General features: G+C 69.4%; 19 protein-coding genes and 1 tRNA gene. 7 read left to right on the forward strand and 13 right to left on the reverse strand.

The genetic code is table 11. The annotated features are described in order from the left end of the window. Nucleotides 1-29 precede the first annotated feature (29 nt). A complete protein-coding gene (locus tag H7U32_RS03835) occupies nt 30-818 on the reverse strand; it encodes an ANTAR domain-containing response regulator (protein ID WP_204468239.1) in 789 nt (262 codons plus the stop codon). Nucleotides 819-892: 74 nt separating this feature from the next. Beyond that, nucleotides 893-975, reverse strand: a tRNA-Leu gene (locus tag H7U32_RS03840). Nucleotides 976-1,129: 154 nt separating this feature from the next. Here H7U32_RS03840 and H7U32_RS03845 point away from each other — a divergent pair. After that, nucleotides 1,130-1,729, forward strand: a complete 600-nt coding sequence (locus H7U32_RS03845; RefSeq protein WP_204468241.1) for an NUDIX domain-containing protein — start codon at nt 1,130-1,132, stop codon at nt 1,727-1,729. 141 nt (nt 1,730-1,870) lie between these two features. Here H7U32_RS03845 and pyk read toward each other — a convergent pair whose 3' ends face one another. The 6 genes from pyk to H7U32_RS03875 all read right to left on the reverse strand — a co-directional run bounded on the left by pyk (nt 1,871) and on the right by H7U32_RS03875 (nt 9,874). Further along, nucleotides 1,871-3,313, reverse strand: coding sequence for a pyruvate kinase (gene pyk / locus H7U32_RS03850; protein WP_204468242.1), 1,443 nt, complete (start codon nt 3,311-3,313; stop codon nt 1,871-1,873). A 146-nt stretch (nt 3,314-3,459) separates the two neighbouring features. Beyond that, a complete protein-coding gene (locus H7U32_RS03855; RefSeq protein WP_204468244.1) occupies nt 3,460-4,452 on the reverse strand; it encodes a TerC family protein in 993 nt (330 codons plus the stop codon). A gap of 55 nt (nt 4,453-4,507) precedes the next feature. After that, nucleotides 4,508-6,619 carry an excinuclease ABC subunit UvrB gene (gene uvrB / locus H7U32_RS03860; RefSeq protein WP_204468246.1) on the reverse strand — a complete coding sequence of 704 codons (2,112 nt, stop codon included), beginning with the start codon at nt 6,617-6,619 and terminating at the stop codon, nt 4,508-4,510. 35 nt (nt 6,620-6,654) lie between these two features. Beyond that, entirely contained in the window at nt 6,655-7,281 is a 627-nt protein-coding gene (coaE, locus tag H7U32_RS03865; protein ID WP_204468248.1) for a dephospho-CoA kinase, read from the reverse strand. Nucleotides 7,282-7,369: 88 nt separating this feature from the next. Beyond that, nucleotides 7,370-8,842, reverse strand: coding sequence for a 30S ribosomal protein S1 (gene rpsA / locus H7U32_RS03870; protein WP_204468249.1), 1,473 nt, complete (start codon nt 8,840-8,842; stop codon nt 7,370-7,372). Between the two features lie 150 nt (nt 8,843-8,992). Then, nucleotides 8,993-9,874 carry a bifunctional methylenetetrahydrofolate dehydrogenase/methenyltetrahydrofolate cyclohydrolase gene (locus tag H7U32_RS03875; RefSeq protein ID WP_204468251.1) on the reverse strand — a complete coding sequence of 294 codons (882 nt, stop codon included), beginning with the start codon at nt 9,872-9,874 and terminating at the stop codon, nt 8,993-8,995. A gap of 126 nt (nt 9,875-10,000) precedes the next feature. Between H7U32_RS03875 and H7U32_RS03880 the strand changes: the two genes are divergently transcribed. From H7U32_RS03880 to H7U32_RS03890, 3 genes are all read left to right on the forward strand, one after another. Then, complete coding sequence (locus H7U32_RS03880) at nt 10,001-11,146, forward strand: metal ABC transporter solute-binding protein, Zn/Mn family (RefSeq protein WP_275051217.1); 1,146 nt, start codon at nt 10,001-10,003, stop codon at nt 11,144-11,146. 69 nt (nt 11,147-11,215) lie between these two features. Beyond that, nucleotides 11,216-12,100, forward strand: coding sequence for an ABC transporter ATP-binding protein (locus H7U32_RS03885; protein WP_204468253.1), 885 nt, complete (start codon nt 11,216-11,218; stop codon nt 12,098-12,100). 1 nt (nt 12,101) lies between these two features. Next, entirely contained in the window at nt 12,102-12,938 is an 837-nt protein-coding gene (locus tag H7U32_RS03890; RefSeq protein ID WP_204468255.1) for a metal ABC transporter permease, read from the forward strand. A 15-nt stretch (nt 12,939-12,953) separates the two neighbouring features. On the opposite strand, the gene H7U32_RS03895 is transcribed toward H7U32_RS03890, so the two are convergent. After that, nucleotides 12,954-13,445, reverse strand: coding sequence for a 2-C-methyl-D-erythritol 2,4-cyclodiphosphate synthase (locus tag H7U32_RS03895; protein WP_204468257.1), 492 nt, complete (start codon nt 13,443-13,445; stop codon nt 12,954-12,956). Beyond that, nucleotides 13,442-14,035 carry a CarD family transcriptional regulator gene (locus H7U32_RS03900; RefSeq protein ID WP_204468258.1) on the reverse strand — a complete coding sequence of 198 codons (594 nt, stop codon included), beginning with the start codon at nt 14,033-14,035 and terminating at the stop codon, nt 13,442-13,444. The genes H7U32_RS03895 and H7U32_RS03900 overlap by 4 nt, the downstream gene beginning before the upstream one ends. A gap of 159 nt (nt 14,036-14,194) precedes the next feature. Here H7U32_RS03900 and glgB point away from each other — a divergent pair, with 159 nt between their 5' ends. Genes glgB through H7U32_RS03915 form a run of 3 tightly spaced genes read left to right on the forward strand, consistent with a single transcriptional unit; the run spans nt 14,195 to nt 18,312 of the window. After that, the gene (gene glgB, locus H7U32_RS03905; RefSeq protein WP_204468260.1) at nt 14,195-16,453 is read left to right on the forward strand and encodes a 1,4-alpha-glucan branching protein GlgB; all 2,259 of its coding nucleotides are present in this window, start codon (nt 14,195-14,197) and stop codon (nt 16,451-16,453) included. Nucleotides 16,454-16,465: 12 nt separating this feature from the next. Continuing rightward, nucleotides 16,466-17,215, forward strand: coding sequence for a response regulator transcription factor (locus H7U32_RS03910; protein ID WP_204468262.1), 750 nt, complete (start codon nt 16,466-16,468; stop codon nt 17,213-17,215). After that, nucleotides 17,212-18,312 (forward strand): sensor histidine kinase, encoded by a 1,101-nt coding sequence (locus tag H7U32_RS03915; protein WP_204468264.1) that lies wholly within the window; start codon nt 17,212-17,214, stop codon nt 18,310-18,312. Before H7U32_RS03910 ends, H7U32_RS03915 begins: the two co-directional genes overlap by 4 nt. Nucleotides 18,313-18,344: 32 nt before the next feature. Here the strand turns inward: H7U32_RS03915 and H7U32_RS03920 are convergent, their stop codons facing one another. The 3 genes from H7U32_RS03920 to H7U32_RS03930 all read right to left on the reverse strand — a co-directional run bounded on the left by H7U32_RS03920 (nt 18,345) and on the right by H7U32_RS03930 (nt 26,734). Beyond that, nucleotides 18,345-23,042, reverse strand: coding sequence for a DEAD/DEAH box helicase (locus tag H7U32_RS03920; RefSeq protein ID WP_204468266.1), 4,698 nt, complete (start codon nt 23,040-23,042; stop codon nt 18,345-18,347). Between the two features lie 60 nt (nt 23,043-23,102). Continuing rightward, a complete protein-coding gene (locus H7U32_RS03925; protein WP_204468267.1) occupies nt 23,103-24,365 on the reverse strand; it encodes an MFS transporter in 1,263 nt (420 codons plus the stop codon). Between the two features lie 128 nt (nt 24,366-24,493). Next, nucleotides 24,494-26,734, reverse strand: coding sequence for a DNA gyrase/topoisomerase IV subunit B (locus tag H7U32_RS03930; protein ID WP_204468269.1), 2,241 nt, complete (start codon nt 26,732-26,734; stop codon nt 24,494-24,496). Nucleotides 26,735-26,752 lie beyond the last annotated feature (18 nt).

The following is a 26,752-nucleotide window of genomic DNA, read 5'->3' on the forward strand; positions in this document are numbered from 1 at the left end:
TCGGGCCGGGGTGGCGGGGACGGAGGGTGTCAGTGCTCCTCGCGCTCCGGCTTCGGGTCGCCGTACTTGGCGATGATGGCCATCGCGAGGCGCTTCTTGGGGATGCGCTGGTCCATCGAGGTCTTCTGGATCCAGCGGAAGGCGCCCTGCTCGGAGAAGTCGGCCTTGTCCATGAGCAGGCCCTTGGCGCGGTCGACGAGCTTGCGCTCCTCGAGCGCGTCCTGCGCCTTGACCAGGTCGGCCTGCGCCTTGGCCAGGTCCGCCTCGGTCTCCTTGAGCTTGGTCTCGGTGGCCTCCACGGAGTCGAGCAGGTCGTTGATTTCGGCGAAGCGGCCCATGGCCACCTCGAGGGCAGGCAACAGCTTGGACTCCTCGTACGGCTTGGTCACGTAGGCCATCGCGCCGGCACCGGTGGACTTCTTGACCAGGTCGGGCTGGGAGAAGGCGGTGAGCATGACGACGGGCGCGATGTTCTCGTCACAGATGATGCCGGCGGCGGTGATGCCGTCCATGCGCGGCATCTTGACGTCCATGCACACCACGTCCGGGCGTTCGCGGCGGGCCAGCTCCACGGCCTCCTCGCCGTTGGCGGCCTCGCCGACGACCTCGTAGCCGTTGTCCTCGAGCATGCCGACCAGGTCCATGCGGTTGACGGACTCGTCCTCGGCCACGACGACGGTGCGCTTGCGGTCGGGATCGTCCTTCTTCTTGGCTTCGGGCTCGGCCGAGGCGGCGTCCTCCCCCTTCGCGACGGCTTCGAGTTCCTCCTCGGTGAGCACCGTCTCCATCGGCTCGTCCTGGGTGTTCCGTGCGGCCATGCCTTCCCCTTTTTCTTGTCGGACGCGGCCGGCGCCGTCGGTCCGGCGTCGGTCGCTCCCGGGTCTTGTTGTCGTGCCGCTGGCCGGACTCGAACCGGCACGAGCGCGGGCTCGGAGCATTTTGAGTGCTCTGCGTCTACCATTTCGCCACAGCGGCATAGCCTGAGAAAGCATACCACATGTGCTCCGCCATCCGGCGACACACGCCGCCGTGGTGGGCACCGGGGAGGAATCCGGCCTGTCCTGCCGTCCGGACGGCCCCGGCCGGCCTAGAATGAGGGCAGGCTGAGTTTTTCCGAGAAGGGACAGCAATGAGCAATGAAACCTACCGGCCGTTCGACCCATGGCGTCCGTCGCCTGTCAAGGAGATCTGCCGCAAGCAGATCGTGGAGAGCCACTACTTCAACGTCGACCATGTGACGTACGAGTCGAACCAGATCGGCTCGTTCGAACGCTATTTCATCCATGAGAACAACGGCGAGACCGTCGGCGTGATCGCGCTGACCGACGATGGCAGGGTGCCGCTGGTGGAGCAGTACCGCCTGGCGAACCACCGCTGGACGCTGGAGATTCCCGCCGGCCATGCCGACTCGCCCGCCGAGCGTCCGATGCAGGTGGCGGCGCGCAAGCTGGCGGAGGAGGCCGGCTTCGAGGCCCGGCGCCTCGTGCAGTTCACGCGCTTCCTCAACACGCCGGGCTATTCCACGCAGCACACCTCGCTGTTCCTCGCCAAGGGCCTGACCCCTGCGGAACGCACGGACATCGGCCCGGAGTCGCCGCGCTCGAACGTGCGTCTGGTGGACGTGGAGGACGCCTACCAGATGGTCATCAACGGCACGGTCGTGGACGCGAAGTCCGTCATCGCGATCCTGCGCCTGCACTCCGGCAGCCTCGACCACATCGACGACTGAGAGACGCGCACGGCCCCGCGCCGGAGCCGGCGGACCCGCTGCCCGGCGCATACGCGAAGGCCCCGTTCCCTGCTGGGAACGGGGCCTTCGCCGTCAGTCGCGGTCAGCCGGCCGAAGCCGGGTCATCCGCGCGTGCCACGGTCAGTCGCAGGCGCCGACGGTGTGCACGTAGATGGAGTCGGTGCTGCCCGGCTTGTGGTCGCCCTGGGCGGAGCTCAGGACCACGATCTTGTCGCCGTCGGACACCTTGCCGGCCTCGCGCAGGACCTTGTCGGTGAAGGTCATGAGGTCCTTGCGGGACATGTCGTGGTAGTCCTGGTCGAGCAGGAAGGCCTCGGTGCCCCAGGAAAGGTTGAGCCAGTGGTAGGTGTGCTCGTTGGTGGTCAGGCCGTAGATCGGGGCGGCCGGACGCTCGCGGGACACGCGGTGCACGGTGCTGCCGGTCTGGGTGTAGGCGACGATGGCCTTGGCGTTGAGCTTGTCGGCCAGGTCCACGGCGGCGGAGGAGACGGCGCCGGTGGAGGACATGTCGAGGTTCTTCAGCGTCGGGATGCGGTCGAAGCCGTGCTCGGTGGCGTACGCGGAGATGCGGGCCATGGTGGCGACGGTGGTGTCCGGGTACTTGCCGACGGCGGTCTCGTTGGAGGTCATCGTGGCGTCGGCGCCGTCGAGGACGGCGTTGGCGCAGTCGGAGGCCTCGGCGCGGGTCGGGACCGGGGAGTTGGTCATGGAGCCCAGGACCTCGGTGGCCACGATCACCGGCTTGGCGTACTGGCGGGACAGCTCGATGATGCGCTTGGTGGCCAGCGGCACCTCCTCGAGCGGGCACTCGACGGCCATGTCGCCGCGGGCGGCCATGATGCCGTCGAAGGTCTTGACGATCTCCTCGAGGTTCTCCAGCGCCTGCGGCTTCTCGATCTTGGCGACGATCGGGATGCGGCGGCCCTCCTCGTCCATGATCTCATGGGCGCGGTCGATGTCGGTCGCGAAGCGCACGAAGGACATGGCGATGATGTCGGCGCCGGTGCGGATGGCCCAGCGCAGGTCCTCCTCGTCCTTCTCGGTCAGGGCCGGCAGGGACACGGCCACGCCCGGCAGGTTGATGCCCTTGTGGGAGGAGACGGGGCCGGCGACGACGACCTTGGTGTGGACGTTGTTGCCCTCGACCTTGGTCACCTCGAGGCGGACCTTGCCGTCGTCGATGAGGATCGGGTCGCCCGGATGGCAATCGCCCGGCAGGCCCTTGAAGGTGCAGCCGGTGATGTGCTCGTCGCCCTCGACGTCGTCGGTGGTGATGACGAACTCCTGGCCGGCCTTGAGGAAGACCTTGTCCTCGCCCTGCTCGTTCTTCTTGAACCAGCCGCAGCGGATCTTCGGGCCCTGGAGGTCCACGAGCACGGCCACGTTCTTGCCGGTCTTCTTGCCGGCCTCGCGGATGTTGTTGTACACCGCCAGATGCTCCTCGGCGGTGCCGTGGGAGCGGTTGATGCGGGCCACGTTCATCCCGGCCTCGACCAGCTTGGTGATCTCCTCGAGGGTGTTGGTCGCGGGACCGAGGGTGTCGACGATCTTGGCTTTGCGCATGGAATGCCTGCCTTATCTTGTGTTTCCTATTGCCGCCGGCCGGATGGCCGGGCGGATTCCTTGATTCAGTCTACTAGCCTTGCACGCGGTTCTCCACTTTTGGAGCCGGTGTGTTGTGAGCGCTAACAACGCTGTGACGGCAAGCGTCAGGCGGCGGCCGGCTCGGAGCCGGAGCCCTTGCGCATGCGGATGATGCTGGCGATGGCGGCGCCGCCGATGGCCACGACGATCACGGCCAGGGACAGCCAGGTGGGCACCTCCGGCACCCAGGAGAGAGGCTGGCCGCCGTTGATGAAGGGCAGCGAGTTGCCGTGCAGGGCCTCCATGATGAGCTTGACGCCGATGAAGCCGAGCACGATGGACAGGCCCACCGGCAGGTAGACCAGCTTGTCGAGCAGGGCGCCGAGCAGGAAGTAGAGCTGCTGCAGGCCCAGCAGCGCGAACACGTTGGAGGTGAACACGAGGAACGGGTCCTTCGTCAGGCCGAAGATCGCGGGGATGGAGTCGAAGGCGAACATCACGTCGGTGGTGCCGATGGCGAGGAACACAATGAGCATCGGGGTCCAGTAGCGCACGCCGCCCTTGGTGGTCCTCAGCTTCTCGCCGTCGTAGTCGTCGGTGATGCGCACGACCTTGCGCAGCGTGCGGATGAGGCCGTTCTCGTGGTATTCCTCGTCCTCGTCGCCGCCGAGCACCAGCTTGAGGGCGGTGACGATGAGGAAGGCGCCGAACAGGAAGAACACCCAGGTGAAGCGCTCGATGATGGCGGCGCCGATGAGGATGAACACGCCGCGCAGCACGAGCGCGACGGTGATGCCGATGGACAGCACGAATTTCTGCAGCTGCTTGGGCACCGCGAAGTTCGCCATGATGATGACGAACACGAAGAGGTTGTCGATGGACAGGCTGTATTCGGTGAGCCAGCCGGAGTAGAACTCGATGGCGGGCTTGGATCCGGCGAAGAACCAGATGCATCCGCCGAAGACCAGCGCCATGACGACGAAGAACACGATGTGCCGCACGCATTCCTTCGTGCTGGGCACATGCGGACGCCGCCCGATGATGACGAGGTCGACGACGAAGAACGCGGCGATCGCCACGAAGGTGGCGATGTCAAATGCAAGGGGGGTTTCTGCCATGTCTCCACAGTCTATGGAAAGGCACTGACCCAGCCGCCCGCCGCCGGGACGCCCCCTATCGCCGGGCCGTGGTCATCGCCCGCAGCTCCTTCTTGAGGTCGCGGATCTCGTCGCGCAGGCGGGCGGCCAGCTCGAACTGGAGCTGTTCGGCTGCGGTGTGCATCTGCTCGGACAGCTGGCGGATGAGGTCGGCCAGGTCCTGGGCGGGCAGCCCGGCCCTGAGGATCTCCTCGTGGCGCCGGCGGCGTTCGTCCTCGTTGGCGGCGGGCACGCCCAGATGCGTGTTGCCGGCCTTGCCCGCGTTGCGGTAGCCGCCAGCGAGCAGGGTCTCCGTGTCGACGTCCTCCTTGGCGAGCATGTCGTTGACGTCGCTGATCTTCTTGATGAGCGGCTTGGGGTCGATGTGGTGCTCCTTGTTGTACGCGATCTGCTTGGCGCGGCGGCGGTCGGTCTCGTCGATGGCCTGGCGCATCGCCTCGGTGACCTTGTCCGCGTACATGAGCACGGTGCCGTCCACGTTGCGCGCGGCGCGGCCGATGGTCTGGATGAGCGAGCGGTAGGAGCGCAGGAAGCCCTCCTTGTCCGCGTCGAGGATCGCCACCAGGCTCACCTCGGGCAGGTCGAGGCCCTCCCTGAGCAGGTTGATGCCGACGATGACGTCGATCTTACCTTCGCGCAGCTCGCGCAGCAGCTCGACGCGGCGCAGCGTGTCCACGTCGGAGTGGAGGTACTCCACCTTAATCCCCTGCTCGAGCAGGTAGTCAGTCAGGTCCTCGGCCATCTTCTTGGTCAGCGTGGTCACCAGCGTGCGCTCGTGGCGCACCACGCGCGCCTTGATCTCCGCCAGCAGGTCGTCGACCTGCCCGTCGACGGGGCGCACCTCCACCTTCGGGTCGAGCAGGCCGGTGGGCCGGATGATCTGCTCGACCACCCCGTCGGACAGCCCCAGCTCGTAGTCGCCGGGCGTGGCGGACAGGTAGACGGTCTGGCCGACGCGTTCGAGGAACTCCGGCCATTTGAGCGGCCGGTTGTCCATCGCGCTGGGCAGGCGGAAGCCGTGCTCCACCAGCGTGCGTTTGCGGGAGGCGTCGCCCTCGTACATGGCGCCGATCTGCGGCACCGTCACATGGCTTTCGTCGATGACGAGCAGGAAGTCGTCGGGGAAGAAGTCGAGCAGCGTGTGCGGCGGGGTGCCGGGGGCGCGCCCGTCGAAATGTCGCGAATAGTTCTCCACGCCGGAGCACACGCCCACCTGCGTGAGCATCTCCAGGTCGTAGGTGGTGCGCATCGTCAGCCGCTGCGCCTCGAGCTCCTTGCCCTGCTTCCTGAGCTCGGCGACGCGCTCGTCGAGCTCCTCGCGGATGGTCTTCAGCGCCCGCTCCATGCGCTCGGGCCCGGCCACGTAGTGGGAGGCGGGGAACAGGTGGATCTGCCCGACGTGCTCGATCTCGTCGCCGGTCAGCGGGTGGAGCGTGGTGATGCGGTCGATCTCGTCGCCGAAGAACTCGATGCGCACGGCCAGCTCCTCGTACACGGGGATGATCTCCACGGTGTCGCCGCGCACACGGAAGGTGCCGCGGGTGAAGGCGATGTCGTTGCGCTTGTACTGCATGTCCACGAACTTGCGCAGCAGCTGGTCGCGGTCGATCTGCTGGCCCTCCTTGAGCAGCAGCATGCGTCCGGCGTACTCCTCGGGCGTGCCCAGGCCGTAGATGCAGCTGACGGTGGCGACGACCACGCAGTCGCGCCGGGTGAGCAGGTTCGCCGTCGCCTGGTGGCGCAGGCGCTCGACGTCGTCGTTGATGTTCGAGTCCTTCTCGATGTACGTATCCGTCTGCGGGATGTACGCCTCGGGCTGGTAGTAGTCGTAGTAGGAGACGAAGTAGCTGACGGCGTTGTCGGGCATGAGCTCGCGGAACTCGGCGCACAGCTGCGCGGCGAGCGTCTTGTTCGGCTCGATGATGAGCGTGGGCCGCTGGAGCCGTTCGATGAGCCAGGCGGTGGTGGCGGTTTTGCCGGTGCCGGTGGCGCCCATGAGCACGACGTCGTTCTCGCCGTCCTCGATGCGCCGCGCCAGCTCCTCGATGGCCTGCGGCTGGTCTCCGGAGGGCCGGTACGGCGATTTGACCACGAAGGGCCTGCTGCTGCGTTCGATGTTCGTTCCCATGCCTCGTGCCTTCCTGCGGCCCGCCGGCCGCGCCCCTATGCCTCCGCCTCGGCCTGCCACCGCACCACCAGTGTATCGACCTGCTCGCACATCCGCGCCATCGGCTGGGTGGAGTCGATGATGACGTCGGCGATGGCCTCGCGCTCGGCCCGGGTGCCCTGGTGGCGGATGCGGTCGCGCGCCTGCCGCTCGCTCATGCCGCGCGTGGCCACCATGCGGCGGATGCGCGTGGCCTCGGGCGCCTCGACGGAGACGATGTGGTCGAAGCGGAAGGGCAGGTCGGCGAGCACCTCCGCCAGCAGGGGCACGTCGTGGACGACGATGGCGTGGGGATGGCCCGAGGCGGCGTCCGCCCGTTCGGCGCGGGCTACGGCCTGGTAGATGAGCGGATGCTCGATGGCGTCGAGGCGTTCCCTGGCGCCGGGGGCGGCGTCGGGACCGAACACGCGTTCGGCGACCCAGGCGCGGTCGAGCGTGCCGTCGGGGCCGATGGCGTCCGGGCCGAACGCGGCGGCGATCGCCGGCAGCGCCGCTCCCCCGGGTTCGACGACCTGCCGTGCCAGCGCGTCGTAGTCGATGTGCAGGCAGCCGCGTTCGCGCAGCCGGGCGGCCACCGTGCTTTTGCCGGCGGCGATGCCCCCGGTCAGGCCGATGCGGATCATCGCTTCCCCTTGTCCCCCGTCCTATGGGAATGCCCGGCCCCCGCGAGGCGGGGACCGGGCATGAGGTCAGGCGCTATGCCTTATGCGCTCACTTGCCGAGCAGCTGATCGCGCAGGGCGGCCAGCTGGTCGGAGTCAGCGAGGGTGCCGGTGGAGGTGGACTCGGAGGAGTAGTTGGAGACCTCCTCGACGCGCTCCTCCTTGGGGCCCTGGCCATCGGCGGCCGCGGACTCGGCGGCATGCTCGATCTCGTTGGCCACGAACGCCTTGTGCTGCTCCCACAGGTCGTGGGCGGCCGCGTACTGGGCCTCCCACTCCTCGCGCTGCTTCTCGAAGCCGGGGATCCACTCGTTGGTCTCCGGGTCGAAGCCCTCGGGGTACTTGTAGTTGCCCTGCTCGTCGTACTCGGCCGGCATGCCGTACAGCGCCGGATCGAAGTCCTCGGAGGCCGGGTCGACGGAGTCGTTGGCCTGCTTGAGGGACAGGGAGATGCGGCGGCGGTCCAGGTCGACGTCGATGACCTTGACGAACACGGTCTCGCCCGGCTTGACCACGGTCTCCGGGTTCTCGACGTGACGGTTGGCGAGCTCGGAGATGTGCACCAGGCCCTCGATGCCGTCCTCGACGGAGACGAACACGCCGAACTGCACGATCTTGGTGACCTTGCCCTTGACGATCTGGCCGGGGACGTGGGTGCGGGCGAAGCGCTGCCACGGATCCTCCTGGGTGGCCTTGAGCGACAGGGAGATGCGCTCGCGGTCCAGATCGACGTCGAGCACCTCGACGGTGACCTTGTCGCCGACCTTGACGACCTCGGACGGGTGGTCGATGTGCTTCCAGGACAGCTCGGAGACGTGGATCAGGCCGTCCACGCCGCCCAGGTCGACGAATGCGCCGAAGTTGACGATGGAGGAGACCACGCCCTCGCGGATCTGGCCCTTCTTGAGCTGCGAGAGGAAGGTCTCGCGCACCTCGGACTGGGTCTCCTCGAGGTACTGGCGGCGGGACAGGACCACGTTGTTGCGGTTCTTGTCGAGCTCGAGGATCTTGGCCTGGATCTTCTGGCCGATGTACGGGGTGAGGTCGCGTACGCGGCGCATCTCGACGAGCGAGGCCGGCAGGAAGCCACGCAGGCCGATGTCCACGATGAGGCCGCCCTTGACGGCTTCGATGACGGTGCCCTCGACGACGCCGTCGACTTCCTTGATCTTCTCGATGTCGCCCCAGGCGCGCTCGTACTGGGCGCGCTTCTTGGACAGGATCAGACGGCCTTCCTTGTCCTCCTTGGTGACGACAAGGGCCTCGATCTGGTCGCCGACCTGGACGACCTCGTCGGGATCGACGTCCTTCTTGATGGAAAGCTCGCGGGAGGGGATGACGCCCTCGGTCTTGTAGCCGATGTCCACGAGGACCTCGTCGTGATCGATCTTGACGACGGTGCCCTCGACCAGATCACCATCGTCGAAGTTCTTGATGGTGGAATCGACTGCCTTGATGAAATCCTCCTCAGTGCCGATGTCGTTGATGGCGACCTTGGTGATCTCAGTGTTGTTCTCTGCCATGTAGGTAATGGTTTCTCAATAGTGGATGGATAATGATTCGATATTCAGTTATGAGGTCCGTATGCGCCGGGCACACAAAAGCCCAGAATACTAGGGAGCGTGCCCAAGCAATCCGGGCGTGTCGCGCGGCCGGGCGCCCGGCCGCGGACGCTACGCGGTCAGCCGGCGCTCGGCGATGGAGACGACGTTCTCGAGCAGCATCGCGCGGGTCATCGGCCCGACGCCGCCGGGGTTGGGCGTGTAGGCCGAGGACTTGGGGTAGCAGGCGGGGTCCACGTCGCCCTTGATGCGCCAGCGGCCGGCCTGCCCGTCCCAGACGCGGCTGACGCCGACGTCGACGAGCACGGCCCCCTCGGCCACCATGTCCGGGGTGACGAAGCCGGCGGAGCCGACCGCGGCGACGATGACGTCGGCGCGGCGCGTGTGGGCGGCGATGTCGCGGGTGCCGGTGTGGCACAGCGTGACCGTGGCGTTGATGTCGCGGCGGGCGAGCATCAGGCCGATGGTGCGGCCGATGGTGATGCCGCGGCCGAGCACGCACACCTCCTTGCCGTCCAGGTCGATGCCGCCGCGCTCGAGCAGCGCGATGACGCCGCGCGGGGTGCATGGCAGCGGCGTGGCGGGCCAGCCGTCGAGGTGGAGCACGAGCTCGCCCAAGTTGGCCGGGTGCATGCCGTCGGCGTCCTTGGCGGGGTCGATGAGGCCGATGATCCGGTCCTGGTCGACGTCCGCGGGCAGTGGCAGCTGCACGATGAAGCCGGTGCAGGCCGGGTCCTCGTTGAGGGAGCGGACGGCGTCGGCGATGGCGGCCTCGGAGGCGTCGGCGGGCAGGTCGCGGCGGATGGAGCGGATGCCCACCTGCCCGCAGTCGGCGTGTTTGCCGGCCACGTAGCGCACGGAGCCGGGGTCCGCGCCGACGAGCAGCGTGCCCAGCCCGGGAGCCACGCCGTGTTCCTTGAGCCGGGCGACGCGGTCGGCCAGGTCAGCCTTGATCGCGGCGGCCGCGGCCTTGCCATCGAGCTTCACCGTCATGCTTGCACGGTCCTTTCCATGTGAGGTGACTGGGTGCATTGTAGGCTATCGTTGAAGCCGATGGGCTGGCTTCCCCATCGGTTGTGCTTATGACCGGCTCAAAGACGTTCCCGGAAGGCGGAACTCATGGACATTCACGCGCATTGGACGAAGCGTCTGGCCGCGGCGCTGGCCGCGGCGGCCGCGGTGGCGGCGCTGGCCGCCTGCGGCTCGCCCACGGGGCAGGGAGGTCAGACGGACCCGGACAAGAAATCGGGGCAGGTGCCGGTGCCGAACGGACCGATCGTGGTGGTCGCCTCGGTCAACCAGTGGGGCTCGCTGGCCGAGGAGATCGGCGGCGAGGACGTGCAGGTCACCTCCGTGCTCTCCTCCACCGGCGTGGACGCGCACGGCTTCGAACCGAAGGCCGCCGACCGGGCCGCGCTCTCGCGCGCGGACGTGGTGGTGGCCAACGGCGCCGGCTATGACGCCTGGGCCACGAAGTCGCTGCGCCAGGACGTCCTGCTCGTCTCCGCGGCGGATATGGTGGGCGCCATGGAGGGCGACAACCCCCATCTGTGGTTCTCCAAGGATGCGCGCGCCGCGATGGCCAAGGAGCTGGCGGATGCGTTCGCCAAGGAGCGGCCGGGCAAGGCGAAGGACTTCCAGCGACGGCTCGAGGCGTGGCAGGGCCGCGAGAATCGGTTGGACGAGCTCACCGACGGCTTCGCGAAGGCGGACAAGGGCGCCTCCTACGCGGCCACCGAGGCCGTGGCCCATTATCTCATGGCCGACCTGGGCTTCGAGGACGTCACCCCCACCGGCTACGCGCAGGCGGTCGCCTCCGAGGGCGAGCCGGCGCCCGCCGACCTCAAGGACTTCCAGGAGGTGCTCAAACGGCACGAGGCGTCGCTGCTCATCGACAACCCGCAGGAAGCCTCCGACGCGGCGGGCATGATCGTCGACGCGGCCGGGCAGGCGCAGGTGCCGGTGATGGACGTCAGCGAGCAGATGCCCGGCGACCATGCGACGCTTGTCGGCTGGATCAACGCACTGGTCAACCAGATCATCGACAAGGTCGATCCCTCCTACGGATGTGATCAGGCCGACGAATCCGACGGGACCGACGGCGCCGGCGAATCCGACCCGTCCGGCGAGGCCGGCGGGTCCGACCACGCCGAGTCGGCCGACGGCGCGGACGGGAAGGACCAGGAGGCCATCGGACGCGTCTGCCCGGCGGACGGCGCCGACGCGCAGGGCCAGCCGGACCAGCGGAGCGACCAGGACGAATGAGCCGGGAGGGAACGCCCGGTCATCGCTTACTGAGAATGGTTGTCAGTACCGCTTGAGAGGATGGGCGCCATGACCATCCATTCCACACAACGATCCGACGACTGCATCGTGTTCCGCGACGCGGCCGTCACCCGCGGAGGCCGTCTCATCTGGCAGCACGGCGACTTCGCGATTCCTCAAGGCTCGGTCACCGCCATCGTCGGCACGAACGGCACCGGCAAGACCACGATGATGATGGCCGAGCTCGGCCTGGTGCCGCTGAGCCACGGCTCGGTGACGGTGCTGGGCAAGCCGGCCGGCGCGATGAACCGGCAGATCGGCTACGTGCCTCAGAGCTACGCCGCCGACATCGACGCGAACCTCACCGCCGAGCAGTCGGTGCTGCTGGGACTGACGGGCACGCGCTTCGGCATCCGGCCGGTCACCAAGACCCAGCGCCAGGAGGCGGCCCAGGCGATGCGCTTCGTGGGCCTGGAGGGCAAGGAGCGCTACCGGCTGTCGGAGATGAGCGGCGGCATGCGCCAGCGCGTGGCCATCGCCCAGGCGCTGGTGTGCCGGCCCCGCCTGCTCATGCTCGACGAGCCGCTGGCGAACCTCGACCTCGCCTCCCAGCACGCGCTGGTGCATGTGCTCGCCCGGCTCAACCGGGAATACGGGATGACGATCCAGATGGTGGCCCACGACCTCAACATGCTGCTGCCGATCCTCACCGGCGCCGTGTACCTGCTCGACGGGCACCCACATTATTCGGCAATGAACGAGGTGCTGGACTCGGATCTGCTCACCCACCTGTACGGCACCAGGGTGCAGGTCGTCACCACGCCGCAGGGCGACATGTTCGTCACGCCCTCCCCCGACCAGACGGGCGACGCGCCCGTGGACACGCATACGGCGGCCGAGGTGGTCGCCTTCCATCACCATGGCGCCGAGGCCGGCGCCGGCAGGGAGGACTGACATGGGCAAGGGCATCGGATTCGCATTCGACCCGGACTGGATGGACGTGCTCACCGCGCCGTTCATGGCCAACGCCTTCGCGGCGGGGCTGTGCATCGCGGTCGCGGCCGGCGCCATGGGGTATTTCACGATCGCGCGCAAATCCACGTTCGCGGCGCACGCGCTGGCGCACATCGGGCTGCCCGGCGCCACCGGCGCGGTGCTGCTGGGGCTGCCGGTCTCCCTGGGCATGGGCGTGTTCGCGCTGGGCGGGGCGCTGGTCATCGGCGCGCTGGGGCGCAAGGTCTCGGAGCGTGACATCGCCACCGGCACCGTGCTCGCCTTCGCCACCGGCCTGGGCCTGTTCTTCGCGCGGCTGTCCTCCTCGGCCAGCTCGCAGATGCAGTCCATCCTCTTCGGCTCCATCCTGACCATCAGCGACGGGCAGGTGCTCGGCTTCGCGGTGTTCGACGTGCTGCTGCTGCTCGTGCTGGCCGTCATCTACCGGCCGCTGCTGTTCAGCTCGCTCGACGAGCAGGTGGCGCGGGCCAAGGGCGTGCCGGTGGGGCTGATGAACGTCGCGTTCATGGCCATCATGGCCGGCGTCATCACCATCGCCGTGCCGGCGGTGGGCACGCTGCTCATCTTCGCGCTGGTCATCACGCCGGCCGCCACCGGCAACATCGTGGCCCGCTCGCCGTTCAAGGCGATGCTGGTCGCCTCCGTGCTGTGCCTGGTGTCCATCTGGGGCGGCCTGGTGCTGTCGGCGATGTTCCCCGCTCCCCCGAGCTTCATCATCGTGACGCTGTCCACGCTGTTCTGGGCGATCGCGCGGGGCGTGCAGCACCTGCGGCGCTGACCGGCCAGCGCCGGCTCAGTCGACCAGGGCGGTGGCGATGGCGGCCAGCCCCCGCCCCTCGCCGGCGAAGCCGAGGCCGTCGGTGGTCGTGGCGGTCAGCGAGACCGGGCAGCCGGCGGCGCAGGACAGCGCCGCCTCGGCCTCGGCGCGGCGCGTGGCCATGCGCGGACGGTTGCCGATCACCGTCACCGAGGCGGACAGCGGCGTGCGTCCATGGGCGTTGAGATGGGCGACGGTCTCGCGCAGCATCGCCAAGCCGTGCATGCCGGCGCCATGCGCGCCGGAACCGACGCCGAACAGGCCGCCGATGTCGCCCAGGCGTGCCGCGGACAGGAACGCGTCGATGAGGGCGTGCACGGCCACGTCGCCGTCGGAATCCCCCTCGATGCCCTCGCCTCCGGCGAGCGGCTCCTGCCATCTGAGGCCGGCGAGCCACAGCTCGCGCCCACTGCCCGGCTCGGCGAACCGGTGGGCGTCGAAGCCCTGGCCGACGGCCGGCGCGCTCACTTCTTGCGGGCCTTCTTCTCGGCCTCGAGGCGGGCCATCGTCTCGCTGGCCGGCTCCTCGGGGGCCTGGGTGTGGTGCTTCTCGTCGCCCGGCTGCGGTTCGGCGTAGCCGAGGTTGACGTCGAGCAGGCGCTGCGCCTCGGATTCCTCCATATGCTCGGACAGCGCGATCTCCGAGGTGAGGATGGAGCGCGCCTTGGTGAGCATGCGCTTCTCGCCGGCGGACAGGCCGTGCTCGTCCACGTTACGCTGGGCGAGGTCGCGCACCACCTCGGCGATCTTGTTGACGTCGCCGGTGGCGATCTTCTCCACGTTGAGCTTGTAGCGGCGCGACCAGTTCATCTCCTTCTCTACAACCGGGGTGCGCAGGATCTCGAAGACCTTCGCCACCTCGCCGGCGTCGACGATGTCACGCACGCCGACCTTCTTCACGTTGTCGACGGGCACGTTGATGACCAGACCGTCGGAGGACAGGACGGACAGCTGCAGGTACTGGCGGGTGACGCCCCTGACCGTGCGCTCGGTGACGGCCTCCACCTTCGCGGCGCCGTGGCGCGGATAGACAACCATGTCGCCGACCTTGTAAGTCATGGATCCTCCGATAGGTAGAGATAACGAGCCTCAAGGATTATGCCAAGCGGCGCGGACAGCGCGCCGTGCACGGGCCGTGAGCGCTCACGACACTCCCGCGGCGCCAAAACGCGCGGGGCGGGCGCGCGGGCGCGCCAAGGCCGTCTACACTATGGGGACATGACTACTCATGCACAGTTCAATGACGACACTGTCGCCGTGCCGGTGAACCAGGACGCCCTGGAACGCGTGAGCAACGGCGAGTTCTACAATCCGCACGCCATCCTCGGCGGCCATCTGCCCACCGGCGACGCGGCCAGGTGGACGACGATCCGCACGCTGCGCCCGATGGCCAAGGCCGTGACCATCGTCACCCAGGACGGCGAGTACCCGGCCCGCCATGAATTCAACGGCGTGTTCATGGCCGTCGTCCCCTCCGCGCACGGCGAGGACGGCTGGTCGGTGCCCGACTACCGGGTGAAGACCGAATACGAGGGCTGGGACTTCGTGCCCACCGAGGACGAGCCGTACCGCTACCTGCCCACCGTCGGCGAGATGGACGCCTATCTGTTCGGCGAGGGCCGCCACGAGCGCCTCTGGGAGGCGCTGGGCGCGCATGTGATGCGCTTCGACGACCCGATGGGCAACGAGAACGGCGAGCCGGGCAAGCCCGTGACGGGCACCGCCTTCGCGGTGTGGGCGCCGAACGCGCACGCGGTGCGCGTGGTCGGCAACTTCAACTCCTGGGACGGCCGCCGCCATGCGATGCGCTCGATCGGCTCCTCCGGCATCTGGGAGATCTTCATCCCGGGCGTGGGCGCCGGCGAGGTGTACAAGTACGAGATCCTCAACGCCAACTACGAGTGGGTCATGAAGGCCGACCCGATGGAACGTTCGCACGAGGTGCCGCCGGCCAACGGCTCCGTGGTCGTCGACTCCACCTACGAATGGGGCGACGCCGACTGGATGGCCGAACGCGCCGCCAAGGACCCGCACGCGGGCCCGGTGGCCATCTACGAGCTCAACGCGCTGAGCTGGCGCAAGGACGTCAAGGACTACCGCGAGCTGGCGGACAAGCTGGTGCCGTACATCGAGAAGATGAACTTCACGCATGTGGAGTTCATGCCGCTGGCCGAGTATCCGTTCGTCGGCTCCTGGGGCTACCAGGTCACCGGCTACTATGCGGTGGACTCGCGCCTGGGCGGCCCGGATGACTTCAAGTATCTGGTGGACCAGCTGCACGAGGCCGGCATCGGCGTGATCATGGACTGGGTGCCCGCGCACTTCCCGAAGGACGCGTTCGCGCTCGGCCGCTTCGACGGCACGCCGCTGTACGAGGATCCGGACCCCACCCGCGGCGAGCATCCGGACTGGGGCACCTACGTGTTCAACTTCGGCCGGCGCGAGGTGCGCAACTTCCTCGTGGCCAACGCCGGCTTCTGGTGCTCCGAATACCACATCGACGCGCTGCGCGTGGACGCCGTCAGCTCCATGCTCTACCTCGACTACAGCCGCAAGCCCGGCCAGTGGCATCCGAACAAGTTCGGCGGCCGCGAGAACCTGGAGGCCATCGACTTCCTCAAGGAGGCGAACGCCACCACGTACAAGAACAACCCCGGCATCATGATGATCGCCGAGGAGTCCACCGCCTACCCGGGCATCACCGCCCCCACGAACGCCGGCGGCATCGGCTTCGGACTCAAGTGGAACATGGGCTGGATGCACGACACGCTGGAGTATCTGCACGAGCAGCCGATCAACCGCAAATGGCACCACAACGAGATCACCTTCTCGATGGTGTACGCCTATTCGGAGCACTATGTGCTGCCGATCAGCCACGACGAGGTCGTGTACGGCAAGGGCTCGCTGTTCGGCAAGATGCCCGGCGACGACTGGCAGCGCTACGCCGGCGTGCGCGCGCTGTTCGCCTACCAGTGGGCGCACCCGGGCAAGAAGCTCACGTTCATGGGCAACGAGCTGGCCCAGTGGGGCGAGTGGAACCACGACACCTCCCTCGACTGGGATTGCCTGAACTGGGTCGAGCACAGCGGCGTGCAGCGGATGGTCGCCGATCTCAACGCCTTCTACAAGGCCGAGCCGGCCATCTGGAGCCAGGACTTCGACCCGGCGGGCTTCCAGTGGCTCACCAGCGACGACGCCGACCACAACACGCTGTCCTTCCTGCGCATCGGCACGGACGGCAGCCAGGTGGCGGTGGTCGTCAACTTCTCCGGCGAGGCCTGGCCCGACTACCAGGTGGCCCTGCCGAAGGGCGGACGCTGGCAGGAGGTGTTCACCACCGACGACGAGCGGTACGGCGGCTCGGGCATCCACAACGGCGTCTTCGAGGCCGACGCGGGCGAGTACCATTCCCGCCCCGCCTCCGCCAAGCTGACCATTCCGGCCCTGGGAGCGGTATTCTTGAAGTCGATCGACTGAAAGGGACACCCCATGCTCACCGCTTCCTCACGCTCGTCCTCGACTCCGCGCACCGTGCTCGTGGTCGAGGACGAGCCGACGCTCGCCACGGCCATCGCCCAGCGCATCAGCGCCGAAGGGTGGACCGCCCGCGTGGCGGGCGACGGCGCCTCGGCGGTGCAGGCGGCCGCCCAGCTCAAGCCGGACCTGGTCATCATGGACATCATGCTGCCGATCATGGATGGCCTGGAGGCGACCAAGCGCATCGTGGCCGCCCGTCCGGTGCCGGTGCTCATCCTCACCGCCCGCGACGACGAGGCGGACAAGGTGACCGGACTGGGGGCCGGCGCGGACGATTACATGACCAAGCCGTTCTCGATGCGCGAGCTCATCGCCCGCTGCAAGGCGCTGCTGCGCCGGGTGGAGCGGGCCAAGGTCATCGCGAAGAACGCGGAGAACGAGAAGCTGCTCGACTTCGGCCGTCTGGTCATCGACCCGGCGCAGCGTCTGGTCACGCTGGACGGGCAGGGCGTGCACCTGACCCCCACCGAGTTCGACCTGCTCGCCACGCTGGCGCGCAAGCCCAAGTCGGTGCTCACGCGTGAGAAGCTGCTCGAGGAGGTGTGGGACTGGGTGGACGCCTCCGGCACCCGCACGGTGGACAGCCATGTCAAGGCGCTGCGCCATAAGCTCGGTTCCGCGATCATCCGCACCGTGCATGGCGTCGGCTACGCCTTCGAACCGCCCGAGGCCGACCCGGCCACGGGTTCGGACGAGCGATGACCCGTAACACCACCACAACCCATGCCGGCGCCGGGGGAAGGCGCCGGCATCCGCAGCGGCGTGTGCGCCGGCGCACGCGTCCGCTCGATTCGTTCGCCTCGCTCAAACGCGAGCTGGCGGTCATCATCGTGCTGTCCAGCGCCATCGCGTTCGCGATGTGCTGGTTCCTGCTCAAATACGGTTGGAGCGGCTGGATCGCGATGCCGCTGACGCTGGTGGTGGCCCTGGGCATCACCTACTGGTTCTCCCGGGGGCTGACCACGCCGCTGCGCCAGATGCGCGACGCCTCCGAGGCGATGGCCGAGGGCGACTATTCGGTGCGCGTGGAGGTGGACCCGGGCCGCGCCGACGAGATCGGCCAGCTCGCCCGCGCCTTCAACCAGATGGCCGGGGAATTGGAGCACGCCGACCAGATGCGCCGCGACATGGTGGCCAATGTGAGCCATGAGCTGCGCACGCCGGTCTCCGCGCTGCAGGCGATGGTGGAGAACATGGCCGACGGCGTCACCGATCCGACGCCCGCCAACCTCGAGTCGATCCTGGACCAGACGCAGCATCTGGGCGACCTCATCGCCTTCCTGCTCGACCTGAGCCGCATGGAGGCCGGTGCCGCCTCGCTGCAGATCGAACGCTTCGACCTCGCCGAGTTCCTGGATGACACGGTCGAGCCGCTGGAGCTGGCCGACGGCGGCCATGCGCACGACATCCGCCTCGATGTGCCGCGAGAAGTGACGTTGGAGGGAGACCGGGACCGGCTGCGCCAACTGTTCACGAATGTCATCGCCAACGCGCTCAAGCACTCCCCCGATGGCACCGCCGTGCTCATCGAAGCGCATGAGGACGAGGCGAGGGGCACCATCGTCACCAACGTCGTCAACTTCGGCTCGCAGATTGCACCCGAGGACCGTTCCGCCATCTTCCGCCGCTTCGTGCAGGGCAAGCACGGTCCCGGCACCGAGTCCGGCGGCACCGGACTGGGCCTGTCCATCGCCCGGTGGGCCGCGCAGCTGCACGGGGGCACCGTGCGCGTGGTGGACGACGAGCGCGGCGCCGACTTCGAGATCACGCTGCCCAAGCATCACGTCTCCGGGCAGTGAGTCGCGGCGGGCATGGCGCCGCAGGCCACGGCTCAACGGTACAGGGTCATGCCTTGGGGCGTGGGGGTGAAGCCGGCCGCGCGCAATGCCGCCGCATGCGGTTCACGCGCCGTGGCCGGCACGCCGTTGACGTCGGCGATGGAGACGCTGCCAGGGCGCATGCGGCGCAGCGCCTGCGCCAACGCCGCGCAGGCCGCCTCCAGGCGCGGATCCGGATGCGCGTCGGCGTCGAACACGGTGAGATGGCGGCCGGTGGCGGAGGCGGCCAGCACGGGCCTGCCGTCGACGAGCGCGACGATGGCGCCGGCGCGCCGCGACGGTTTGGCCGCGCCCCGGGGCACGGCAGGCCAGGGCATGGCGGCGCCGGCCAGGTCCGCCGGATCCAGCGCGTCCAGGGCGACGGCCGGAGACCCGTCCGAGGCAGCCTTGTCCGAGGCGATGCGGCGCAGGGCGTCCACGGTGTCCTTGGCGGCGAACTGCGCGGCGCCGAAGCCGCGCACGAACATGCCGCGCACCAGTGTGCCGTGCTCCTCCATGCGCCTCAAGGCCGGGTATAGCCCGGCGAATCCGCCGGGCACGCCCTCCTGCTCGACCAGGGGCTTGGCGATGACGCCGTAGCGGTCGAGCAACGCCTCCACGCGGGCCAGCAGCGCCTCCTCCGGCGTGACGGCGGCCGTCCCGGCGTCGCGCCCGCCCGGCTCCGTGGAGGCGGCGACAGCCGTCCACAGGCCGCCGGTCGTGGCGGGGGCGGGCAGGGGCATGCGGATGCGGCGGCGCGGCGTGCGCGCGGGGCCGCGCCGGCGCGGCCCCTCCCCCAGCGCGCGCACCGGCGCGAAGCTGGCGTTGGTGACCAGGCCCCGCCACACCAGGGACCAGAGCGCTTCCTCGCATTGCCGCGGCGAGAAGCCGCGGGGCAGGATCTCGCCGGTGTCCGGGTCGACGTCGCCGTCGCCTCCGCCGGCCGTCTCCAGGCGGCGGCGCACCAGCGCGGCGAGCTGGTCGAAGCGCCAGGCGCCGCCCTGTCCCAAGACGCCGAGGATTGCGTCGGGCAGGGTCGCCGTGCCGGCGGCCGCCTGGCGCGCCGCCTCGTGCCGGCTGCGGTCGGCGTGGGCGGCCATGGCGCCGAGCAGGGCGGAGTCGGCGGGATGGAAGGCGACGAGTCCCGGCTCGCCCGTCTTGGCGCCGCCCGAGCCGACCCAGACCACGTCGCCGGAGGCGAGGAGCTCGTCGAGCAGGGCGGGCGCATAGCCGCGCACGCGCGCCGGGAACACGCCATGCTCCCAGACTGTGGGTGGCAGGGCCACGCCCTCGAGCTGTTCGATGACGCGCAGCAGGCCGTCCGTGCCCTCGTGGCCCCCGGCGCCGCCGGATCCGACGCCCTGGCGTCGCAGCAGGAACCGCTGGTAGTCGCCGGGGTCCACCGGCCGGATCGCGGCGCGCGCCCGGGCCAGGGAACGGCTGCGGATGCGGCGGAACACGTCGCGGTGAAGCCATTGGTCCTCCGTGGCGCCGGGCAGGTCGGCGAAGTGGCCGTGCAGGAGGTCACCGCGGGCGGCGAGCTCCTCGAGCGTGCGCACGGTGACGGCCGCGTCGAGGCCCAGCTCGCGCATCGCCTGGTCGGCGGTGAACGGGCCGTGGGTTTTCGCGTAGCGGGCGAGGCGGCCGGTCACGTCATCGTCGGCGAGCGCGTTCCAGAAGGTGCGGCCGGCGAGCTCCCGCTCGACCTCGGCGATGGCGGCGGGGTCGAGCACGCCGGCCATGTCGGCGGTGCCGAGCAGACGGCCGAGCACCTCGGGGTCGATGGCGAGCAGCTGGGCGTTGCGTTCGGCCTGCGGCACGTCGTACTGGTACATGACCTGGCCGACGTAGCCGAAGAGCAGGTTCTCGGCCAGGGGCGAGGGAACATCGGTGGCGGCCACGTCGAGGGCCGTGGTCCCGGCGTCGAGGTCGGCCATGAGGCGGCGCAGCGCCTCCAGGTCGTAGACGTCCTGGAGGCATTCGCGGGCGGTCTCCAGCAGCAGCGGGAAGTTGCGCCAAGTGCGGGCGGCGGCCAGCAACTGGGCGGCGCGCAGGCGCTGCTGCCACAGGGGCACGCGCCGGCCGGGCTGGACGCGGGGCATGAACAGGGAGCGGGCGGCGCATTCGCGGAAGCGCGCGGCGAAGAGCACGGTCTGCCCGACCTGGGCCTGGACGTCACGCATGAGGTCGTCGGGGTCGAAGAGGAACAGGTCGCGCAGCGCGGCGTCGGTGGGGATGACGCCGTCGGGCAGGCGGATGACGATGCCGTCGTCGGCCGCGTAGGTCTGGCCGTCGAAGCCATAGCGCTGCTTGAGCCGATGGTCGAGGGCCATGGCCCAGGGCTCGTGGACGCGCCGGCCGTAGGGCGAATGGAGGATGACACGCCAGTCGCCTTCCTCGTCGGGGCAGCGTTCGACCACGAGGCGCCGGTCGGTGGGGATGGCACCGGTGGCGGCGCGTTGTTCGGCGAGCAGGCCGGCGAGGTTGCCGATGGCGTTGGCGTCGAGGCCGTCGGCGGCCAGGCGTGCGGCGGTGGGCCCGTCGAAGCGCGGGCGGGGCCGGGCCTGTTCGCCGGCTTCTCCGCCGGCGGCCGGCTTGGGGGCGGCGGGGCGTAGCCCTGCGTCCATGTCGGCGAGGAAGCGGCCGATGGCGCGGCCGAAGCCGGCGTCGCGGCCGGCGCCGTCCCCATGCCAGAACGGTAGGCGCGCGGTCCGCCCGGGCGCGGGCACGACGACCACGCGGTCGCGGGTGATCTCCTGGATCTTCCAGGTGGAGGTGCCGAGGGTGATGACGTCGCCGACGCGGGACTCGTACACCATCTCCTCGTCGAGTTCGCCGACGCGCCGCGGTCCCCTGCCGGCATCGGATTCGGGCAGGACGACGGTGTACAGGCCGCGGTCGGGGATGGTGCCGCCGCTGGTGACGGCGAGCCGTTGGGCGCCGGGGCGCGCCGCGATGGCGCCGGTGGACTCGTTGCGCATCAGCGGCGGACGGAAGGCGGAGAACTCCTCCGCATCGTAGGCGCCGGTGAGCATGCCGATCGTGGCGTCGTAGTCGGCTCGCGTCAGCGTGGCAAAAGGGGCGGCGCGGCGCACCTCGGCGTACCAGGCGTCGGCGTCGAGGTCCTCCATCGCGGCGGCGGCCACGGTCTGCTGGGCGAGGATGTCGAGGGGGTTGCGCGGGATGGCGAGCGGTTCGATGGCGCCGGCGCGCATCGCCTCCACGCTGGCGGCGGCGCCGATGATCTGCTGGCGGGTGAGCGGGTAGACGAGCGCGTGGGAGACGCCGCCGACATGGTGGTCGGCGCGGCCGACGCGCTGCAGGCCCGAGGCCACGGACAATGGCGGCGCAATCTGGATGACCAGATCCACCGAACCCATGTCGATGCCGAGCTCGAGGCTGCTCGTGGCGACCACGCAGCGCAGCCGGCCATGCTTGAGCTCCTGTTCGATGCGTGCGCGCCGGTCCTTGGACACGGAGCCGTGGTGGGCCATCGCGATGACCGCGTCCGGGTCGGCGGACCGGGGGCCGACGAGCATCGTGGTGGAGCCGACGACGGCGTCGTAGTGGCGCGCGTGCCCTTCGCGCCCCTCCGGAGAGGCGGGCGCCTCGCCGCCCGGTCCCGTGGGCCGGCCGGCGGCCAGGTCGTTGAGCCGTGCGGTGAGTTTCTCCGCCAGGCCGCGCGAGTTGACGAAGACCAGGGTGGTGTGGTGCGCGAGCACCGCGTCGAGCACGCTGCGTTCGACGACCGGCCAGATCGAGCCGACGGCGTCGCGCGGCGCCGTCCCCATGCCGTCCATGCCGTCGCCGGCCGCGCCGACGATGGCCGGGTGGCCAGTACCGTCGGCGTCCGACCCCGCCAGTCCCTTGCGCCGGGCAAGGCGGCGCATCGCGGGGGTGACGCCGGAGATGGGCCGGCCGGCCTCCTCGGCGTCGACGCCGCCGGCCCGCCGGGGCACGTTCGCGGCGTCGAGGTCGCGCATATCCGCCAACGGTTCGACGATCCTGAGGTCCATGGCGGGGGCGCCGCCCGGGTTCACGACCGTCACCGGACAGCCTCCGGCGAGGAAGCGCGCGGCCTCGTCGACGGGGCGCACGGTGGCGGACAGGCCGATGCGCTGCGCGTGGCGGCCGGCCAGCGCATCGAGCCGCTCGAGGCTCAACGCCAGATGGGCGCCGCGTTTGGAGCCCGCCACCGCATGGACCTCGTCGAGGATGACCGTGTCGACCGTGCGCAGCGTGTCGCGTGCCTTGGAGGTGAGCATGAGGTACAGCGACTCCGGCGTGGTGACGAGGATATGCGGCGGGTGCGCGGCGATGTGGCGGCGTTCCTTCGCCGTGGTGTCGCCGGAGCGTATGGCGACCTCGATGGCCGGCGCCGCCAGGCCCTGCGCCCGGTAGGCGGCCGCGATGCCGTCCAGCGGCGCCGTGAGGTTCCGCGCGACGTCGACGGCCAGTGCCTTGAGCGGCGAGACGTACAGCACGCGCACGCCGCGCCTGGCGCGTTCGCGGGCCGGCATGGCCATGAGCCGGTCGATCGCCGCGAGGAAGGCGGCGAGCGTTTTGCCGGAGCCGGTGGGGGCGATGGCCAGCACGTCCCTGCCGTCGTGGATGGCGTGCCAGGCCTGCTCCTGCACGGCGGTGGGCCGGCCGAAGGCATGGGCGAACCACGCCTTGGCGGGCGCGGAGAGGAAGCCCAGACTGTCGCACATATGTTCGATTGTAGCCGGCGTGCACCTCGGCTGGCGCGGGTGGACGGCGCGGCCCCGCGGTTATGGACGCGCGGCCAGCGCGTCGCCGCGGAGGCGGCGCAGCCGCTCGTGCATCACGGTCATGAGGGCCAGGATCGCGAGCAGGTAACCGGGGAACAGGCGGATGGACACGTATTGTGCGAGCAGGCCGAACAGCGGCGGCATGACCAGCGTGCCCACATAGGCACAGGCCATCTGCACGCCGACGATCGCCTGCGACTTGTCCTCGCCGAAGTAGGCCGGCGTCGCGTGGATCACGCAGGGGTAGATGGGGGCGCAACCCAGGCCGATGAGCATAAGGCCGCCGATGAGGTCCAGATGCGCCGGCAGCGGCAGCACCAGCGTCACGATGCCGGCGAGGATCAGGGCCTGGCCGATGCGGATCATCGTGGCGTCGTCGAAGCGCATGGTCATGAATCCGGAGAGGAACCTGCCGGCGGTCACGCCGATGAGGAACAGGGCGGCCCAACTGGCGGCGACCGTGTTCCCGATGCCGCGGCCCATGGCCATGTAGCTGCTGGACCAGAGCATGGCCGTCTGTTCGAGCGCGCAGTAGCAGAAGAACATCACGAGGATCTCCTTGGCGCCGCGAATCGCAAGCACGCCGCGGATGCCAAGTGGCTTGCGCCCGGCCTCCGGCCCGTCGGCCTGCGGGCCGGCCTCGCGGTCGCCGGCCTGCGGGCCGGCCTCGCGGTCGCCGGCCTGCGGGCCGGCCTCGCGGTCGCCGGCCTGCACCCGGCGCCGCTTCCACAGGGGCAGCGAAAGGATCAGCAGGCAGGTGAGCGCGGCCTGGATGCCGGCCACGCACCGGTACCCCCAATGCCAGCCGTGGCCGCCGGAAAGCGCGTAGCCCATGATGTACGGGCCGAGCGAGGCGCCCAGGCCCCACATGCAGTGCAGCCAGCTCATATGCCGACTCTCGTAGTGGACGGCCACGTAATTGTTGAGCGCCGCGTCCACACCGCCCGCGCCAAGACCGTACGGGATGGCCAGCAGCACGAGGACCGGGAAGCCCGGGGCGAAGGAGAATCCGGCGAGCGCCAGCGCGGTCATCGCCACGGACACGGCGGTGACCCGCCCGGCGCCGAAGCGCAACGTCATCCGGTCGCTCAGCAGCGCGGAGACGATGGTGCCCGCGGAGATCACCATGGAGATGCCGGCCTGCCAGGAGACCGGCACGTCGAACTCGCGGGTCATCACCGGCCATGCGGCGCCCAGCAGGGCGTCGGGCAGGCCGAGGCTGACGAAGGCGAGGTAGATCACGGCGAGCAGCAGGTTGGCCATGGGCGCACGCTCCTTGTGCGGGACTCACGTCGGCGTTGTCGGACGCCATCATTACAACACGGATGACCGACCGAACGGTAGGCGACGTGTTCCGGACTGTCCCGGCGCCCCTGGCGGGGCGCGGACGGTCAGGTGTCGATCTTGGAGCGGTCGAAGTCGTCGGCGTTGTCCACGATGAACGCCTTGCGCGGCGGCACGTCGTCGCCCATGAGCAGGTCGAAGATGCCGGCGGCTTGTTCGGCGTCCTCCATGCGGATGCGGCGCAGCATGCGCGTGCGCGGGTTCATGGTGGTGTCCGCCAGCTGGTCGGCGTCCATCTCGCCCAGGCCCTTGTAACGCTGGATGTCGTCGGCGTAGCCGATGCCCTGCGCGTCGAGCTCGGCGAGACGGTCGGCCAGCTCGTCGTCGGAGTACGTGTACAGGTACTGGCCCTTGCGCGGGCCCGTCAGGGCGATGCGGTGCAGGGGCGGCACGGCCGCGTACACGTAGCCGTGTTCGATGAGCGGCCGCATGTACCGGTAGAACAGGGTGAGCAGCAGGATGCGGATATGCGCGCCGTCCACGTCGGCATCGGTCATCATGATGATCTTGTGGTAGCGCGACTGTTCGATGTCGAAGCTCGCGCCGCTGCCGGCGCCGACCACCTGGATGATGGCCGCGCATTCCTTGTTGCCGAGCATCTGCGTGATCGAGGCCTTCTGCACGTTGAGGATCTTGCCGCGGATCGGCAGCAGCGCCTGGAAGCCGGCGTTGCGCGCGGCCTTGGCGGTGCCCAGGGCGGAGTCGCCCTCGACGATGAACAGCTCGGCCACGTCGTCGTTGCCCGGCTGGCAGTCGGAGAGCTTGGCGGGCATGGAGGCGGATTCGAGCGCGTTCTTGCGGCGCGTGACCTCCTTGGCCTTGCGCGACTGGATGCGGGCGTGCATCTCGCCGACGATCTTCTCCAGCACGCGGCCGGACTGCTCCTTGTAGCCGCGCTTGGCGCCGGAGATCATCTCGCCGAACTGCCGGTCGGCCATCTTGGTGACGATCGGCTTGACCTGCGCGGTGCCGAGCACATCCTTGGTCTGCCCCTGGAACTGCGGCTCGGCGATGCGCACGGTGACCACGGCCACCAGTCCGGCCATGATGTCGTCGCGCTCGATGCGCGTGCCCGCGTCCTTGAGGTTGACCTTGAGCTTGCGGGCGTTGGCTTCGACGGCCTTGCGCACCTGCCGGGTGACCGCGTTCATAAGTCCGTCGACGTGCATGCCGCCGCCCGGCGTCTCGATGATGTTGACGAAGCTGCGCATCACCGTGTCATAGCCGTTGACCCAGCGCAGGGCGATGTCGACGCCGCAGGTGCGTGTGACGTTGCGGGCGTGCAGCTCGCCGTTCTCGCCGACGGCCTGCGTCTCCTCCTCGTAGGTGGCCTCGCCCTGGATGCGCCAGATGTCGCAGATGGGCTCGCCGTGGGAGAGGTAGTCGACGAAGTCCTTGACGCCGCCGGTGTGGCGGAAGGTGGCGACGCGGGGATGTTCCGGCTGTTCGCCGAAGGCGCCGTCGGCCACCACGGAGCCTTCGTCCACGGCGGAGTCGGATTCGACCGCCGTCTCCTGCGCGCCCTGCGGGACAGCCTCCGCGGTCCCGTCCGCGGGCGCGGAGTCCACGTTCTCGTCGACGACGGTGATCTTCAGCCCCGGCACGAGGAAGCTGGTCTGGCGCACGCGGTCCACGAGCTGCTCGTAGGAGAAGCGGGCGGTCTGGTTGAAGATCTCCGGGTCGAGCCAGTAGCGCACGCGGGTGCCGGTGCGTCTGGCCGGCACCGTGCCGATGACCTCGAGCTCGGTGGGCCGGTTCTTGCGGGTGCGCTTGAACGGGTGGTCCGGCGAGCGCAGCGGCGTGCCGTCCTCCGCCGTCCCGTCCTGGTAGACGCCGGGATGGCCCTGATGGAAGGCCATGTGGTAGGTCTTGCCGCCGCGGTCGACCTCCACGTCGAGGCGCGCGCTCAGCGCGTTGACGACGGAGGAGCCGACGCCGTGCAGGCCGCCGACCGCGTTGTACGAGGAGTTGCCGAACTTGGCGCCGGCGTGCAGTTTGGTCATGACGACCTCGACGCCGGTGAGCTTGGTCTTCGGCTCGACGTCCACCGGGATGCCGCGGCCGTTGTCGGCCACGGTGATGGAGCCGTCCGTGTGCAGGGTGACGACGATGTCGTCGCAGAACCCGGCCAGCGCCTCGTCCACCGCGTTATCGATGATCTCCCACAGGCAGTGCATAAGGCCCTGGGAGTCGGTGGTGCCGATGTACATGCCGGGGCGCTTGCGCACCGCGTCAAGTCCTTCGAGGACGGCGAGGTCCTTCGCGCCGTAGTGTTCGGCTGTCGCCATATCGTCCTGTCTGTCGTG

It is taken from the genome of Bifidobacterium pullorum subsp. saeculare, assembly GCF_016899725.1.
Classification (GTDB): Bacteria; Actinomycetota; Actinomycetes; order Actinomycetales; family Bifidobacteriaceae; genus Bifidobacterium; species Bifidobacterium pullorum_C.

Coding starts and splice junctions, on each gene's coding strand:
- H7U32_RS03835 (WP_204468239.1), bottom strand. CDS start 818: ATGGCCGCACGGAACACCCAGGACGAGCCGATGGAGACGGTGCTCACC.
- H7U32_RS03845 (WP_204468241.1), top strand. CDS start 1,130: ATGAGCAATGAAACCTACCGGCCGTTCGACCCATGGCGTCCGTCGCCT.
- pyk (WP_204468242.1), bottom strand. CDS start 3,313: ATGCGCAAAGCCAAGATCGTCGACACCCTCGGTCCCGCGACCAACACC.
- H7U32_RS03855 (WP_204468244.1), bottom strand. CDS start 4,452: ATGGCAGAAACCCCCCTTGCATTTGACATCGCCACCTTCGTGGCGATC.
- uvrB (WP_204468246.1), bottom strand. CDS start 6,619: ATGGGAACGAACATCGAACGCAGCAGCAGGCCCTTCGTGGTCAAATCG.
- coaE (WP_204468248.1), bottom strand. CDS start 7,281: ATGATCCGCATCGGCCTGACCGGGGGCATCGCCGCCGGCAAAAGCACG.
- rpsA (WP_204468249.1), bottom strand. CDS start 8,842: ATGGCAGAGAACAACACTGAGATCACCAAGGTCGCCATCAACGACATC.
- H7U32_RS03875 (WP_204468251.1), bottom strand. CDS start 9,874: ATGACGGTGAAGCTCGATGGCAAGGCCGCGGCCGCCGCGATCAAGGCT.
- H7U32_RS03880 (WP_275051217.1), top strand. CDS start 10,001: ATGGACATTCACGCGCATTGGACGAAGCGTCTGGCCGCGGCGCTGGCC.
- H7U32_RS03885 (WP_204468253.1), top strand. CDS start 11,216: ATGACCATCCATTCCACACAACGATCCGACGACTGCATCGTGTTCCGC.
- H7U32_RS03890 (WP_204468255.1), top strand. CDS start 12,102: ATGGGCAAGGGCATCGGATTCGCATTCGACCCGGACTGGATGGACGTG.
- H7U32_RS03900 (WP_204468258.1), bottom strand. CDS start 14,035: ATGACTTACAAGGTCGGCGACATGGTTGTCTATCCGCGCCACGGCGCC.
- glgB (WP_204468260.1), top strand. CDS start 14,195: ATGACTACTCATGCACAGTTCAATGACGACACTGTCGCCGTGCCGGTG.
- H7U32_RS03910 (WP_204468262.1), top strand. CDS start 16,466: ATGCTCACCGCTTCCTCACGCTCGTCCTCGACTCCGCGCACCGTGCTC.
- H7U32_RS03915 (WP_204468264.1), top strand. CDS start 17,212: ATGACCCGTAACACCACCACAACCCATGCCGGCGCCGGGGGAAGGCGC.
- H7U32_RS03920 (WP_204468266.1), bottom strand. CDS start 23,042: ATGTGCGACAGTCTGGGCTTCCTCTCCGCGCCCGCCAAGGCGTGGTTC.
- H7U32_RS03925 (WP_204468267.1), bottom strand. CDS start 24,365: ATGGCCAACCTGCTGCTCGCCGTGATCTACCTCGCCTTCGTCAGCCTC.
- H7U32_RS03930 (WP_204468269.1), bottom strand. CDS start 26,734: ATGGCGACAGCCGAACACTACGGCGCGAAGGACCTCGCCGTCCTCGAA.